This window comes from Dyella sp. Tek66A03 (genome assembly GCF_052567735.1).
The window spans coordinates 4,793,760-4,807,500 of the sequence record NZ_CP199584.1; the positions used below are offsets into that span (position 1 = coordinate 4,793,760).

The window sequence follows — 13,741 nt, forward strand, 5'->3', positions numbered from 1 at the left end:
CTCAGCCGCCCTGGCAGAGCGCCACCAGCGCATCGCGCGTCGGCGTCACTGGCATCTTGGCGGCGAGCTCGCCCAGCAGGTCGATAGAGAGATCGCCGTCCGCCTCCTGCACGCGCATGCAGCGCGGCTCGTTGCCTTGCCCGTCGATCTCGATGCGACTGACCGTGCGCGCCAGGTTCGGGTCGCGCGGCGTGAGCGTGAGGGTCCAGCGCTTCGTGTCGCCGACGGTATGCTGGATCGCAAAGGCCTGTTCCAGGCGTTCGGAATCGCCGCCGAGCAGGGCGACAAAACTTTCGAGCAGGATCTGCAGCTGGGGGGCGCGCTTGAGCGAGAAGTGACGCGGCGGACGACCCTCGCGCTGCTGGGTTACCTCGCCATCGGCAATGCTCGAGACTTCGCGATTCGGGCGTTCCACGCGGCGCTCAAGGCGATCGCCGCCCAACCAGGCCAACTCGCCGGACACCACCAGCGGCTGATCCAGCACCTTGAGGAAGCGCGCCTCGGCGAACGCCGTACGCGCAGGCGCGGGGCGACCGAGCGAGTTCACCAGCACGCGCGCCGTGGCAGCGTCCTCAGGCGCCGACGCGTTCGCGCACAGCGACAGTATCGTTCCGCACAGGAACACCAGCGTCTTGCTGCCAGAAGTCATAGAAATTGAACCAGTTGTAGGGGGCGACGTGCACGTAGTGCTCCACGCGACGGGCATAGCGGGCGATAACCGCGTCCAGTGCAAGCGCGCGTTCCTGGCGCGGAATCTCCACGCGATCGGCGAACGGTTCGAAAATCAGCCGGTAGCGGTTACCGCCTTCGTACAGACCAAAGCACAACATGACCGGCACTTTCAGCGAATGCGCCAGCAACCAGGGACCCACGGGAAAGGGCGCGGGTTCACCAAGGAAAGGCGTACGACGCAACACTTCGTGCGCGCGCCCGCGGTCGGCGAGCAAGGCCACCATGGCGCCCTGCTGACAGGCTTCCGCCATGGCGAGCGTGACGGATGCGCCGCCCTGCGATGAATCGATCACGTGCTCACCGACATCGGGAGCGAGCGCTTCGAGCAGCTCGGTCAGGGCCGGTGTCTTCTGCTTGTCGAGCACGACGCGCAGCGGAACCTCCGGCCGCCGCGAACGCAGCGCGCGCAAGGCTTCGAAGCTGCCCTGGTGAGTTCCCACCAACAGCAAGCCACGCCCCTGCGCGAGGCAAGCCTCGAGCCCGTCCAATCCTTCCACCGAAATATCGAAGTCCTTCTCGCCGCGCGCCAGCAGGAAGATGCGATCGAGCATGGTCGCGGCAAAACTGTGAATGTGCTTCATCACCTGCCAGGCCGTAACGGGTCGACCCAAGGCGCGTTCCAGGTAGCGCCGCGAGGCGCGCCGCTCAGGCCCGCGCCGGAGGAAGAAATAGAGCGTGATGGGATAGAGGCACAGACGGCCAAGGGGGCGACCACCGTGCAACCCGATCGTGCGGATCAGCCATATCGCGAAGCGTCCGCCGCCTTCGGGACGGCTCTGCCAGTGTTCGCTCACGACGCGCCCTCGATCAGGCCGCGCGCCAGCAGGGTGCCATCTCGGCGTATTTCAAAGCGCACGCGGCCGGCCGCTTCGATCAAGTCCAACCTGGCAGGTTCGTCCGGCAGCAGCGGCGCCACGAACTTGGCCTCCAGTACGCGCGTCAGGCGCAGACCGCGCCACTCCCGCAACGCCTGTGCCACATGCTCCAGCAGCACCACGCCCGGTACCACCGGCATAGCAGGGAAATGACCGGGCAGGCTGGGATGATCCGCCGCCACGCATAGGTCGCGCTGGTATTCGGCGTCAGTCATGGCGACCCGGGGCCCTCGCCACACAGCGCAGCCAGACCACCCCGGAAGGCAGCCAGCGCCTCGGCGTCGTTACCGGGTGCATGGAGGAAGGGGACGACATGTCTGGATCTGCCTGCTCGCTTAACGGACGACGGCGGCGGAGGGCTGCCCTTGCCTAAGAAACTGTTTCGGATCGCAAGGCGGGCCAGGGCGAGATCCAAAACTGTCGCTAACAGCATCATGCCAAAGGTGAGTTAGGCAAAGGTGAGTTACGCAGCGCGGTGCTGTTCGATGTGTTCGGACAGCGTACGCAAGCTGGTGAAGATCGTGCGATTTTCCGGATTGTCCGAGCGCAGCTGGAAGCCGTATCGCTTGGATACGGCCAGCGCGATCTCCAGCGCATCGATGGAATCCAGCCCAAGATCGCCGCCGAATAGGGGCGCGTCGGGCTCGATTTGATCAGCCGTCACTGTCTCCAGGTTGAGGCATTCAACGATCAAGGTAGCCAGCTGGTGTTGTGCGGTGCTCTGCTCGGCCATGCCTCTTCCGTACCCATTACATGCGCCTCTCCCCCAGAGGCAGCGGCCGGCAAGTGTAACATAGCGTCCCCGCCTCCCTCGGTTGCACTCCATGGTTCAGGGTTGTGAAAACGCAGCCGCCCAGCCCACCTTGCGGCGCGCACCGCAGGTGTCTTACCGCACGGCCGACCCCGAGGCGGTACTGGGCGAGCCGGGCACGCTGGCGGTCTTCGGCTTCGGCGCTGGCGCCACCCGCAGCGCCGACCCGCGCTGGCTAGGGGTCGATCTCGAGTGCTTCGATGCGCCCGCGCCACTGGAAATCTGGCAGGTGAACGGGGCGGTAACCGAGGGTCGCTCGGGCGAGCTGCGCTGGTCAGCCGGCGCCGGCTGGCTGTTCGCGGCCATCGAGCTGGACGAGCGCGCCCACGGCGGCCCGCGCGGTGCCAGCGCCGCTGCCTACGCGGCCCTGTGCGCGTTTCTTGCGACCCGCCGCGAGCATCACGTGCAACGCATCTGGAATTATCTCGGCGGGATCAACCAGGGCGAGGGCGACAGCGAGCGCTACAAGCAGTTCTGCGAAGGCCGGGAGGACGGCATGGGCGCGTTCTTCGCCGAAGGATTTCCGGCAGCGACAGCCATTGGTCACCATGCCGCCGAATGGCGCCTGCAGGTCTACCTGCTTGCTTCCGACGAACCCGGCCTGCGGGTAGAGAATCCGCGCCAGCTCAGCGCCTGGCGCTACCCACGCCAATATGGCCGCACGCCGCCCAAGTTCGCCCGCGCCATGGCACTGCCGGCGCAGGACGCCTTGGCCATCTCAGGCACGGCCGCCGTGGTCGGCCACGCCTCGGCGCATCAGGACGACCTGCAAGCCCAACTCGACGAAACGCTGACCAACCTCGAGGCCCTGCTGGCCAGCGCCGGCATGAACGCCGGCTTCGACACGCAATCGCCGCTCAAGGCCTATGTGCGGCACCCGACCGATGCGCCGCATGTTCGCGATTTCATGCAGCACCGGCTTCCCGGCGTGCCCGTCCTGCTGCTGCACGGTGACGTCTGCCGGCAGGAGTTGCTGGTGGAAATCGACGGCTGGCGTTACGCGTAAATCCGGGGCGCGCGCCGTCGACGCTCACTTCGATGCGTAGGTGGGATCGAGGCTGGCCAGGAAGCCGTCCACTTCGTCATGCAGATACGGGTTCGCGACGCCCTTTTGTTCCTTGGCCGTCGTCTCAGCGTGGACAGGAACGGCCTGCAGCAACTTGCCCGTGGCCGAATCGAACACGTAGATAGTGGCGGAATAGCCGATCGCCGGCGCTGCGTCGCCACCTTGTTTCGTATACGAGGTCACCGTGTAGCTGGGTTTCATCCAGGGCTGGTAGTGGACTGCCAGGCGATAGGGCAAGGCTTGTTCCTTCGCGCGCGAGGGCTGTCCGTCCTTGAATGGGCCGTCAGCCGGATCGGCGTTGCGCAGGGTGATATGCCGGTCGCTCGCCCACTCGCCAAACCAGTTCTCGACATTGCCGCAATTGACGGTGTCACTGGTGCACGCCAGGTAGAACGTAAAGCGCGGGCTCGCATCCGCGTTGAACAGCTGCAGGGAATGCAGGTTCTGCTGTGCCGTGGGGTCGACGACCGGACCGGCTGCAACGCAGCCCTGCAGGACCATCGTGACGAGCGTAGCCACCACCACCTTCCGAATGCCCATCGCATGCTCCTTTGCCAACGAATGATAGTTTGCAAAACGCTTACGGGATGAAACGGGACTGCAGGCTGAAATGGACGGCTAATCGCAGATGCCATAGTCGAGCCGTGGCTTACTCTGGCCGAAGTGACGACGACTGGATAGTGCTGGTCATTTCTTGGTCGGGCGGTGCCAGCCCTCAAGCGTTACCTGACGAGCCCGTGTCAGGGTCAGCTCGCCGGCCGGCGCATCCTTGCCGATCACCGAGCCCGCGCCAATGGTCGCCTGGGCACCGATGCTCACCGGCGCCACCAAGGCGCTGTTCGAACCGATGAAGGCACCATCGCCGATCGTGGTGAGGCTCTTGTTCACGCCGTCGTAGTTGCAGGTGATGGTGCCGGCGCCGATGTTCACGCCGCTGCCGATCACCGTGTCGCCGAGGTAGCTCAGGTGATTGGCCTTGCTGCCCTCGCCGAGTTGCGCCTTCTTGGTCTCGACAAAGTTGCCGATATGCACGCCGGCAGCCAGTTCGGTACCCGGGCGCAAGCGCGCATACGGACCGATGATGCAGGGACCGTGCGTCACCACGCCCTCCAGATCGCAGTGCGAATGCACGACGGTGCCGGCGGCAAGACGCACATCCTTCAAGCGCGTGAAGGCGCCAATCCGGACATCCTCGCCCAGCAACACCTCACCCTCGAGTATGACGTCGATATCGATATCGACGTCCGAACCCGCGGTCACCGTGCCGCGCACATCGATGCGCGAAGGATCGGCGATGCGCACGCCCTCCAGCGCCAGTGCCTTGGCGGCGCGCAATCGATACTGCGCCTCAAGCTCGGCGAGCTGCCAGGGATTATTGGCGCCGGCCGCCTCGTATTCGTCCTCGCATTCCACGCAGGCGGCCGCGCGATTCTCGGCAGCGGCCATGGCGAAGATATCGGTGAGGTAGTACTCGCCTTGCGCGTTGTTGCGATCCAGTTTGGACGTCCAACGCTTCAGGGCCACCGCCTCGGCGGCGACAATGCCGGTGTTGATGAGATTGACGGCGCGCTGGCTGTCGTCGGCATCCTTTTCTTCCACCACCGCGCGCACGAAGCCATTGCCGTCGCGCAGTACGCGTCCATAACCCTGCGGATCGGCGACGCGGGTAGCGAGCAGGCTGACCGTGCCTTCGGCGCTGACCAGGCGTTGCAGGGTTTGTGCACGTGTCAGCGGCACGTCGCCATACAGCACCAGCACGGTGGCATCGTCCGGGACATCGAGCAGCGCTTCACGGACGGCGTGCCCGGTGCCCAGCCGCTGCGATTGCAACACCCAACGCAGATCGGCCTGGCCCTCGAACGCGGCCCGCACCTGGTCACCGCCATGGCCGTAAACCAGGTGGATGACCTGTGGCTGCAAGGCACGGGCGGCCTCGAGCACGTGCGCCAGCAACGGGCGGCCGGCCAACGGCATCAGCACCTTGGCCTTTTTGGACTTCATGCGCTTGCCTTCGCCGGCGGCGAGGACAATGACGTGCAGGGGGGCATTCTTGATCATGGGCTGGCCCGTCGTGGCTAGCGGCGGAGCATAGCAGCCGCCAGATGGAGAACCTCGGACATGGTTGGGCGTGAAAGGGGCTAGCGGGCGCCGACGGCAGCAGCGTTGGCGTCGGTTACCGGCTTGCCGTCTTTCCAGGCGAAGCGAAACACATAGGCCGCGCTGAACGGGCGCGCGTCGCTGTCGACCGTATGTTCGTTGCCGTTGGCATCGGCCGCCCAGCGCCTGATCAGCAAGGGCTCGAAGGTCCACTGCATGGCCGCCTCGCGGACGACATCCGCGAAGAGTCGGCCCTGCGGATCGACCTGTGCTTCATCGGCGATGCGTACCTCGCTCACCTTGCCTGCGGCACTGACGATCAACAGTGCCTCAACTTCGACGGGTGGAAGTCCGGACGAGAGCAATGCCGGCGGATAGATCGGTGCCGCGTGCGCACTAGGTACAGCACCCGTGGAAATCTCCCCCATCGCCAGCTGGTAGTGCTGCATGCCGTCCTTGGCGACGGCGCGATAGGAAGTATCGCCCTGCGGCGACGGCCGCGCGGGTGCGGGAGCGGGTGCGGTGGCGCAACCCGCCAGCACGGTAGCGATGGCAGCAAGAGCCCATCCCAGTAACGGCCGATAGCTTGCCTGGCGAACCGACTTCACGTCCATGCGTCGTCCTCTCCCGTGGGGTAGGCGCAGCATAAACAAAAACGCCGGCCTGTTGGCCGGCGTCTCGTGTCCAGCCCGTGCAACACGCACGGGTGGGCGGGTGTCTTAGTGCTTGAGCGTCTTGCGCAGACGCTCCAGCGCCTGCAACTGGGTGAGCGCCTGGGCGAGCTTGGCCTGGGCGTCGGCAATCTCCACCGCATCCGTGCGATTGGCCAGGGCGTCTTCGGCTTCGCGCTTGGCAGCCAGCGCAGCGGCTTCGTCGATGTCCTCGGAGCGAATCGCCGAATCCGCCAGCACGGTAACGCTCTCCGGCTGCACTTCGAGAATGCCACCGCCGGTGATCGAGATATCGACCTTTTCACCGTTCGACTGGGTAACGACGACCTTGCCCGGCTTCAGACGGGTAATCAGCGGCGCATGGCGCGGCGTGATGCCCAGCTCGCCGATCTCGCCGGTGGCAACGACCATCGTCGCCTCGCCCGAGTAGATCTCGGCTTCGGCACTGACGACTTCGACGCGAATGGTGTGGCTCATAACGAAGATTCCGGATGCTTAAAGGCGACGGGCGGACCGGAGGGTCCGCCCTGAGGGATCAGGCGGCCTTCTTGGCGCCCATTTCCTCGGCCTTCTTGATGGCCTCGTCGATGCCGCCGACCATGTAGAACGCCTGCTCCGGCAGGTGGTCCGCTTCGCCGTCGACGATCATCTTGAAGCCGCGGATGGTTTCCTTCAGCGGCACGTACTTGCCCGGCGAGCCGGTGAACACTTCGGCCACGTGGAACGGCTGCGAGAAGAAGCGCTCGATCTTGCGCGCGCGCGACACGGCCTGCTTGTCTTCTTCCGACAGCTCGTCCATGCCCAGGATCGCGATGATGTCCTTGAGCTCCTTGTAGCGCTGCAGCGTACCCTGCACGCGACGGGCCACGTCGTAGTGCTCGGCGCCGATCACATTCGGATCGAGCTGGCGGCTGGTGGAGTCCAGCGGATCCACGGCCGGGTAGATACCCAGCGAGGCGATGTTACGCGAGAGCACCACGGTCGCATCCAAGTGGGCGAAGGTGGTCGCCGGCGACGGATCGGTAAGGTCATCCGCGGGCACGTACACGGCCTGGATCGAGGTGATCGAACCGGTCTTGGTCGAGGTGATGCGCTCCTGCAGCACGCCCATTTCTTCGGCCAGCGTCGGCTGGTAGCCCACGGCCGACGGCATACGGCCGAGCAGCGCGGACACTTCGGTACCGGCCAAGGTGTAGCGGTAGATGTTGTCGACGAACAGCAACACGTCCTTGCCCTTGCCGTGCTCGTCCTTCTCGTCGCGGAAGTACTCGGCCATGGTCAGGCCGGTCAGCGCCACGCGCAGACGGTTGCCCGGCGGCTCGTTCATCTGGCCGTACACCATCGCGACCTTGTCGAGAACGTTGGAGTCCTTCATCTCGTGGTAGAAGTCGTTGCCCTCACGGGTACGCTCACCCACGCCGGCGAACACGGACAGACCCGCGTGCGCCTTGGCGATGTTGTTGATCAGTTCCATCATGTTAACGGTCTTGCCCACGCCGGCGCCGCCGAACAGGCCTACCTTGCCGCCCTTGGCGAACGGGCACATCAGGTCGATGACCTTGATGCCGGTTTCCAGCAGGTCGTTCGCAGCCGCCTGGTCGTCGTAGCTCGGCGCTTCGCGATGGATGACCCAACGATCCTGCTCGCCGATCGGACCGGCTTCGTCAATCGGGTTGCCGAGCACGTCCATGATGCGGCCCAAGGTGGCCTTGCCGACCGGCACCTTGATGCCTTCGCCGGTGTTGCGCGCCGCGAGGCCGCGCTTCAGCCCAGCGGAGGAACCGAGGGCGATGGTACGAACGACGCCGTCACCCAGCACCTGCTGGACTTCCAGCGTGATGTCGGTGCCGTCGATCTTCAGCGCGTCGTAAACCTGCGGCACCTGATCGCGCGGGAATTCCACGTCGATGACCGCGCCGATGATCTGTACAACTTTGCCCTGACTCATGGATGTGCTCCGGATGGATCTTTTAAGGTTCGATACAAGCGCCGACGAAGCGTCGCTCTTAGTTGAATTGTGCAGCCATGGATGGCTGCTTTTTGAACTTAGCGATCAGGGAGCGATCGCACTTATACAGCCGCTGCACCGCCTACGATTTCGGAAATTTCCTGGGTGATCGCGGCCTGACGCGCCTTGTTGTAAATCAGCGTCAGCTCACCGATCACCTTGTTCGCGTTATCCGACGCGCTCTTCATCGCGACCATGCGTGCCGCATGCTCGCTGGCGAGATTCTCCAGCACGCCCTGATACACGACCGACTCGATGTAGCGAATCATCACGTGCTCGAGCACGGTGGCGGCATCGGGTTCGTAGATGTAGTCCCAGTCGTGCTTCTGTTCCAGCTTCACCCCAGCCACCGAATATGGCGTGGCCGAGCCCGACTCGTCGGAGGCGGCCAGTTCCTGGGCCATCACCGGCAGCGGCAGCAAGGCGTGCACGGCCGGCTTCTGCGTCATGGTGTTGATGAAGACGTTGTGGGCCAGGAACACACGGTCGACCTTGCCTGCCAGGTAACCGTCGAGCGCGACCTTGATCGCGCCAATCAGATGATCGAGCTTGGGCTTCTCGCCGAGGTGGCCGACGCTGCCGATCAGGTTGACGCCCTTGATGCGGCGGAAGAACTGGTTCGCCTTCTGGCCGATCGCCACCACGTCCACTTCCACGCCCTGGTCCTGCCATTCGCGGATGGCCGGCAGCATGAGGCGGAACAGGTTGGAGTTCAGGCCGCCGCACAGGCCACGATCCGTGGTGATGACCACGTAGCCCACGCGCTTGACGGTCTCACGCTCCTGCAGGAACGGATGATTGAACTCGGTGTTGGCCTGGGCCACGTGCGCGATCACCTTGCGCATCGCACGCGCATAGGGGCGCGAGGCCTTCATCAGATCCTGAGCCTTGCGGATCTTCGAGGCCGAGACCATTTCGAGCGCGCGCGTCACCTTGCGCATGTTCTGCGTGCTCTTGATCTTGGTTTTGATTTCGCGTCCGCTTGCCACGTTTGCCTCAACCTGTTGGGTTATTGCGATCCCGACCCTTCGGCCGGAGTGCTGTACAGCCGCTCAACCAGCGGCTGTACACCCTTTATTGCTTACCAGCTACCGGTCTTCTTGTACTCGTCGAGCGAGGTCTTGAAGACGCCTTCGATTTCATTGTTCCAGTCACCGGTGGCGACGATCTTCTTCATCAGCTCGCCGTGGTTCTGGTGCATGAACGCGTGCAGGCCCTTCTCGAACGGCAGCACCTTGTTCACCGGCAGGTCGTCGAGGTAACCCTTCTCGGCGGCGTACACCGACAGGGCGAGCTCGGCAATCGACAGCGGGGCATACTGAGCCTGCTTCATCAGCTCGGTCACGCGCGTGCCGCGGTCCAGCTGGGCGCGGGTGGCCGGGTCGAGGTCCGAAGCGAACTGCGCGAACGCAGCCAGCTCGCGGAACTGCGCCAGGGCCAGCTTCACGCCGCCGGACAGCTTCTTGACGATCTTGGTCTGGGCGGCACCACCGACGCGCGACACCGAGATACCGGCGTTCACGGCCGGGCGGATGCCGGCGTTGAACAGGTCGGTTTCCAGGAAGATCTGGCCATCGGTGATCGAGATCACGTTGGTCGGCACGAAGGCGGAGACGTCGCCGGCCTGGGTCTCGATGATCGGCAGCGCGGTCAGCGAGCCGGTCTTGCCCTTCACTTCGCCGTTGGTGAACTTCTCGACGTACTCCTCGGAGACGCGAGCAGCGCGCTCGAGCAGACGCGAGTGCAAATAGAACACGTCGCCCGGATAGGCCTCACGGCCCGGCGGACGCTTCAGCAGCAGCGAGATCTGGCGGTAGGCCACGGCATGCTTGGACAGATCGTCATAGATGATCAGCGCGTCTTCGCCGCGATCGAGGAAGTACTCGCCCATGGCGCAGCCCGAATAGGGCGCAGCGTACTGCAGCGCGGCCGACTCGGAAGCGGAAGCCACCACGATGATGGTGTTGGCCAGCGCGCCGTTCTCTTCGAGCTTGCGCACCACGTTGGCGATCGACGAACGCTTCTGGCCGATGGCAACGTAGATGCACTTAATGCCGGAATCTTTCTGGTTGATGATCGCGTCGATGGCCAGCGCGGTCTTGCCGGTCTGGCGGTCGCCGATGATCAGCTCGCGCTGGCCGCGGCCGATCGGGATCATCGAGTCGACGGACTTGTAGCCAGTCTGCACCGGCTGATCGACCGACTTACGCCAGATCACGCCCGGAGCGACCTTCTCGATCGGCGAGCTGTGCGGCGTATTGATCGGGCCCTTGCCGTCGATCGGGTTGCCGAGCGCGTCGACGACGCGTCCGAGCAAGGCCGGGCCGACCGGCACTTCGAGGATGCGGCCGGTGGTCTTGGCCACGTCGCCTTCGCGCAGATGCTGGTATTCGCCCAGCACCACGGCGCCGACCGAGTCACGCTCGAGGTTCAGCGCCAGCGCATAGGAGTTGCCCGGCAGTTCGATCATTTCGCCCTGCATCACGTCGGCCAGGCCGTAGATGCGCACGATGCCGTCGGACACGCTGATGATCGTGCCTTCGTTGCGTGCCTCCGCGCCGAGCTTGACCTGCTCAATGCGGTTCTTGATCAGTTCGCTGATCTCGGACGGATTCAAAGTCGTGCTGGACATGGTGGTTATCCTGAAGAATTTGTTTTCTCAAGAGTCCGGCCATGGATGGCCGGTTTTTGCTCTTCGCGAAATGGACTTCGCGTGAAACGAACTGGAGAGGAGTGAGTAGTGAGTAAGCGTGGTGGTGGTTGCTTTCCACTCGTTTCTCACGGTCTCTCCACGGTGCATCTGCTGTTAACGCGCCAAACTGCTGGCCAACTTGGCCAGGCGGCCGCGGGCGGAGCCATCAATCACTTCACTGCCGGTATCGATCACCACGCCGGCAAGCAACGCGGCATCGATCCGGGTTTCCAGTTCGATCTCGCGCTTGAAACGCTGCTTCAGCGATGCCTTGAGCTGCTCGGCCTGCGCCGTGTCCAGCGCCATCGCGCTGGTCACCTTGACCAGCAGCTGCGACTCGGACTCTCGCTTGAACGCCTCATACAGCTCGGCCACTTCCGGCAACAGCGCCAAGCGGCGCTGCTCGGCCATCTCGCCGAGGAACTGTGCAAACGGTGCATCGGCAGCCATGCCGCTCGGAAGATGCAGCGCAACCAGCTGTGCCGGCAGCACACGCGGGTCGGTGCTGAGGCCTGACACGCGCGAATCACTCGCGACCGCGGCAGCGAATGCGAGCGCCTGCGACCACGCAGTCAACGAACCGGCCGCATGCGCCAATTCAAAGGCAGCGCGGGCGTACGGTCGAGCGAGGGTGATTGCCTGTGCCATCGGTCAGATCTCGGTTGCGAGCTGGTCGAGCAACGCCTTGTGCGTCGACGGGTCGATCTCGCGCTGCACGATCTTGCTGGCGCCCTGCACGGCCAGTGCACCCACCTGCTGGCGCAGCTGGTCGCGGGCACGCTGCGCCATCGACGCGATATCGTCCTGCGCCGAAGACTTCAGCCGGTTGATCTCAGTGATCGCTTCGGCACGGGCCTTATCGATGATCTGATTGGCCTGCTGCTGGGCCCTGTCGATGATCTCGGAAGCTTGCTGGCGTGCCACCTTGATCTCGGCCGCGACCTTGTGGTCAGCGTCCTTCAGCTCGGCGTGCGCGCGCTCGGCGGCATTGAGGCCCTCGGCGATCTTGATCTGCCGATCCTCAATCGCCTTGTTGATGTGCGGCCAAATGAAGTGGACGCAGAACCAGATCAGGATGGCGAACGAAATCATTTCGCCAATCAAGGTCGCGTTGAAATCCATCGCTGCGTTACCTGTAGTTGCTGTGTATTACGAGCAAGTACGCCGAAGCGTCGTTGCGGAAATGCGGCGCCGCCGAAGCGGCGCCATAAACCACCGGATTAGTGACCAGCTGCAGCCGTGGCAGCGCTCATCACGTTCGACAGCAGCGGGTTCGCCACGGCGAAGTACATCGCCAGCGCCACGCCGATCAGGAACGCCGCGTCGATCAGGCCGGCGAGCAGGAACATGCGGCCCTGCAGCAGCGGCACCAGCTCCGGCTGACGGGCAGCGGCCTCGAGGAACTTCGAACCCATGACGCCGATACCGATACAGGCACCGAGTGCACCGAGACCGATGATCAGACCCAGCGCGATGGCGGTGAAGGACTGCACTTGAGCAATATGAGCGATGAGTTCCACGACGGTCTCCTGAGAAATTTAATCTAAAAAGTCAAAATGGTTTAAATGGAAAATTCGAATGCACGAATCAGTGGTGATCGTGCGCCATCGAGATGTACACGATCGTCAGCACCATGAAAATGAAGGCCTGGATGCCGATGATCAGGATATGGAACACGCCCCACACCGTGTAACCGATGATGCCGGCGCCAAACAGCGCCGCGCCAGCCAGGCCGGCGCCGGCACTGAACAGGCCGGCGATCAGCATGAACACCAGCTCGCCCGCGTACATGTTGCCGAACAGTCGCATCGCCAGGCTCACCGGCTTGGACAGCAGCTCGACGACGTTGAGCAGAAAATTGGGGATCCACAGCACCGGATGCTTGCCGAACGGCGCGGTGAACAGCTCGTGCATATAGCCGTTGAAACCCTTCGCCTTGAAGCTGTAGAAGATGATCAGCACGAACACGGTCAGCGACATCGCGAACGTCATGTTGATGTCGGCGGTCGGCACGGAGCGGAAATGGCCGAGGCCAAATTTCGCGGTGATCCACGGCAGCAGATCCACCGGCAGCAGATCCATCGCGTTCATCAGAAACACCCAGACGAACACGGTCAGCGCCAGCGGCCCGAGAAAACGGCGGTCGCCATGGAACACGTCCTTGACCTGGCCATCGACGAATTCGAGCACCAGCTCGACAAACGCCTGGCCCTTGCCCGGCACGCCCGGCGTGGCTTTGCGCGCCATCAGCCAGAACAGCAGGCAGAAGACCATGCCCAGCACCAGCGACACGGCGACCGAGTCGATATGCACTGCCCAGAAGCCACCCGGACTTGCCTGCGGACGCAGGTGGGTCAGATGGTGCTGGATGTATTCGGTCAGGCCGCCCGACTCGCTTGCCATGTCTCAACCCTTGAATCTGAACGCCAGCAGATAAACCGCGTAAGCAGCCGCCAACCCCGTGATGGCGGCCAGCGGCGGCAACTTATATTGGAACAGGATCACGATCAGCCCCCCGACGATCACGATCCATTTTAGGAGCATGCCTGTCAGCAATCGGCTCAACGCCATGCCAGCCCCGTCTAACCCGCTGAAAAAGCGTGCCGACATCAGCGCGGTACCCAGCGCCACAATCACCGCACCCGCAGCGGCCGATATCGCTTCACGACGCCCCAGCGCCAGGAAAACAAGGCCGACCAGTACTGCTACAGCGAACTGCAGCCACATGATACGCAAGGCGAGACGTCGACCGGAGGCAAGACTGTTGAGCACGTAACGTCCCCGCGCGG

General features: G+C 63.9%; 17 protein-coding genes. 1 reads left to right on the forward strand and 16 read right to left on the reverse strand.

Annotated elements, in window-relative coordinates; translation table 11 throughout:
- Position 1: 1 nt before the first annotated feature.
- From ACT01B_RS21250 to ACT01B_RS21265, 4 genes are all read right to left on the reverse strand, one after another.
- The gene (locus tag ACT01B_RS21250) at positions 2 to 649 is read right to left on the reverse strand and encodes a LolA-related protein (RefSeq protein ID WP_445145187.1); all 648 of its coding nucleotides are present in this window, start codon (positions 647 to 649) and stop codon (positions 2 to 4) included.
- Entirely contained in the window at positions 573 to 1,526 is a 954-nt protein-coding gene (locus ACT01B_RS21255) for an LpxL/LpxP family acyltransferase (protein ID WP_445145188.1), read from the reverse strand. Before ACT01B_RS21255 ends, ACT01B_RS21250 begins: the two co-directional genes overlap by 77 nt.
- On the reverse strand, positions 1,523 to 1,822 hold the full coding sequence (locus ACT01B_RS21260) for a hydroxymyristoyl-ACP dehydratase (RefSeq protein ID WP_445145189.1): 300 nt from the start codon (positions 1,820 to 1,822) through the stop codon (positions 1,523 to 1,525). The genes ACT01B_RS21255 and ACT01B_RS21260 overlap by 4 nt, the downstream gene beginning before the upstream one ends.
- A gap of 248 nt (positions 1,823 to 2,070) precedes the next feature.
- A complete protein-coding gene (locus tag ACT01B_RS21265; RefSeq protein WP_445145190.1) occupies positions 2,071 to 2,340 on the reverse strand; it encodes a phosphopantetheine-binding protein in 270 nt (89 codons plus the stop codon).
- Between the two features lie 91 nt (positions 2,341 to 2,431).
- On the opposite strand from ACT01B_RS21265, the gene ACT01B_RS21270 reads away from it, so the two are divergent.
- Positions 2,432 to 3,424, forward strand: a complete 993-nt coding sequence (locus ACT01B_RS21270; protein WP_445145191.1) for a chorismate transformation enzyme, FkbO/Hyg5 family — start codon at positions 2,432 to 2,434, stop codon at positions 3,422 to 3,424.
- 24 nt (positions 3,425 to 3,448) lie between these two features.
- Here ACT01B_RS21270 and ACT01B_RS21275 read toward each other — a convergent pair whose 3' ends face one another.
- The 12 genes from ACT01B_RS21275 to ACT01B_RS21330 form a co-directional block, all read right to left on the reverse strand.
- A complete protein-coding gene (locus ACT01B_RS21275) occupies positions 3,449 to 4,024 on the reverse strand; it encodes a hypothetical protein (protein WP_445145192.1) in 576 nt (191 codons plus the stop codon).
- Between the two features lie 147 nt (positions 4,025 to 4,171).
- A complete protein-coding gene (glmU, locus tag ACT01B_RS21280) occupies positions 4,172 to 5,539 on the reverse strand; it encodes a bifunctional UDP-N-acetylglucosamine diphosphorylase/glucosamine-1-phosphate N-acetyltransferase GlmU (RefSeq protein WP_445147545.1) in 1,368 nt (455 codons plus the stop codon).
- 83 nt (positions 5,540 to 5,622) lie between these two features.
- The gene (locus ACT01B_RS21285) at positions 5,623 to 6,195 is read right to left on the reverse strand and encodes a hypothetical protein (RefSeq protein WP_445145193.1); all 573 of its coding nucleotides are present in this window, start codon (positions 6,193 to 6,195) and stop codon (positions 5,623 to 5,625) included.
- Between the two features lie 105 nt (positions 6,196 to 6,300).
- Positions 6,301 to 6,729 (reverse strand): F0F1 ATP synthase subunit epsilon, encoded by a 429-nt coding sequence (locus ACT01B_RS21290; RefSeq protein ID WP_445145194.1) that lies wholly within the window; start codon positions 6,727 to 6,729, stop codon positions 6,301 to 6,303.
- A 58-nt stretch (positions 6,730 to 6,787) separates the two neighbouring features.
- Positions 6,788 to 8,200, reverse strand: a complete 1,413-nt coding sequence (gene atpD, locus ACT01B_RS21295) for a F0F1 ATP synthase subunit beta (protein ID WP_445145195.1) — start codon at positions 8,198 to 8,200, stop codon at positions 6,788 to 6,790.
- A 122-nt stretch (positions 8,201 to 8,322) separates the two neighbouring features.
- Positions 8,323 to 9,249 (reverse strand): F0F1 ATP synthase subunit gamma, encoded by a 927-nt coding sequence (gene atpG / locus ACT01B_RS21300; protein ID WP_445145196.1) that lies wholly within the window; start codon positions 9,247 to 9,249, stop codon positions 8,323 to 8,325.
- Positions 9,250 to 9,341: 92 nt separating this feature from the next.
- Complete coding sequence (atpA, locus tag ACT01B_RS21305; protein ID WP_445145197.1) at positions 9,342 to 10,892, reverse strand: F0F1 ATP synthase subunit alpha; 1,551 nt, start codon at positions 10,890 to 10,892, stop codon at positions 9,342 to 9,344.
- A gap of 174 nt (positions 10,893 to 11,066) precedes the next feature.
- Positions 11,067 to 11,600, reverse strand: coding sequence for a F0F1 ATP synthase subunit delta (locus tag ACT01B_RS21310; RefSeq protein WP_445145198.1), 534 nt, complete (start codon positions 11,598 to 11,600; stop codon positions 11,067 to 11,069).
- A gap of 3 nt (positions 11,601 to 11,603) precedes the next feature.
- Entirely contained in the window at positions 11,604 to 12,074 is a 471-nt protein-coding gene (locus ACT01B_RS21315) for a F0F1 ATP synthase subunit B (RefSeq protein WP_445145199.1), read from the reverse strand.
- 98 nt (positions 12,075 to 12,172) lie between these two features.
- Positions 12,173 to 12,472, reverse strand: a complete 300-nt coding sequence (atpE, locus tag ACT01B_RS21320) for a F0F1 ATP synthase subunit C (RefSeq protein WP_108471844.1) — start codon at positions 12,470 to 12,472, stop codon at positions 12,173 to 12,175.
- 67 nt (positions 12,473 to 12,539) lie between these two features.
- Positions 12,540 to 13,355, reverse strand: a complete 816-nt coding sequence (atpB, locus tag ACT01B_RS21325) for a F0F1 ATP synthase subunit A (protein ID WP_445145200.1) — start codon at positions 13,353 to 13,355, stop codon at positions 12,540 to 12,542.
- A gap of 3 nt (positions 13,356 to 13,358) precedes the next feature.
- Positions 13,359 to 13,724, reverse strand: coding sequence for a hypothetical protein (locus ACT01B_RS21330; RefSeq protein WP_445145201.1), 366 nt, complete (start codon positions 13,722 to 13,724; stop codon positions 13,359 to 13,361).
- Positions 13,725 to 13,741 lie beyond the last annotated feature (17 nt).

What these genes read in the sequence shown, in the direction of transcription:
- ACT01B_RS21250 (WP_445145187.1), bottom strand. Translation starts at nt 649, where the DNA reads ATGACTTCTGGCAGCAAGACGCTGGTGTTCCTGTGCGGAACGATACTG.
- ACT01B_RS21260 (WP_445145189.1), bottom strand. Translation starts at nt 1,822, where the DNA reads ATGACTGACGCCGAATACCAGCGCGACCTATGCGTGGCGGCGGATCAT.
- ACT01B_RS21265 (WP_445145190.1), bottom strand. Translation starts at nt 2,340, where the DNA reads ATGGCCGAGCAGAGCACCGCACAACACCAGCTGGCTACCTTGATCGTT.
- ACT01B_RS21270 (WP_445145191.1), top strand. Translation starts at nt 2,432, where the DNA reads ATGGTTCAGGGTTGTGAAAACGCAGCCGCCCAGCCCACCTTGCGGCGC.
- ACT01B_RS21275 (WP_445145192.1), bottom strand. Translation starts at nt 4,024, where the DNA reads ATGGGCATTCGGAAGGTGGTGGTGGCTACGCTCGTCACGATGGTCCTG.
- ACT01B_RS21285 (WP_445145193.1), bottom strand. Translation starts at nt 6,195, where the DNA reads ATGGACGTGAAGTCGGTTCGCCAGGCAAGCTATCGGCCGTTACTGGGA.
- ACT01B_RS21290 (WP_445145194.1), bottom strand. Translation starts at nt 6,729, where the DNA reads ATGAGCCACACCATTCGCGTCGAAGTCGTCAGTGCCGAAGCCGAGATC.
- atpD (WP_445145195.1), bottom strand. Translation starts at nt 8,200, where the DNA reads ATGAGTCAGGGCAAAGTTGTACAGATCATCGGCGCGGTCATCGACGTG.
- atpA (WP_445145197.1), bottom strand. Translation starts at nt 10,892, where the DNA reads ATGTCCAGCACGACTTTGAATCCGTCCGAGATCAGCGAACTGATCAAG.
- ACT01B_RS21310 (WP_445145198.1), bottom strand. Translation starts at nt 11,600, where the DNA reads ATGGCACAGGCAATCACCCTCGCTCGACCGTACGCCCGCGCTGCCTTT.
- ACT01B_RS21315 (WP_445145199.1), bottom strand. Translation starts at nt 12,074, where the DNA reads ATGGATTTCAACGCGACCTTGATTGGCGAAATGATTTCGTTCGCCATC.
- atpB (WP_445145200.1), bottom strand. Translation starts at nt 13,355, where the DNA reads ATGGCAAGCGAGTCGGGCGGCCTGACCGAATACATCCAGCACCATCTG.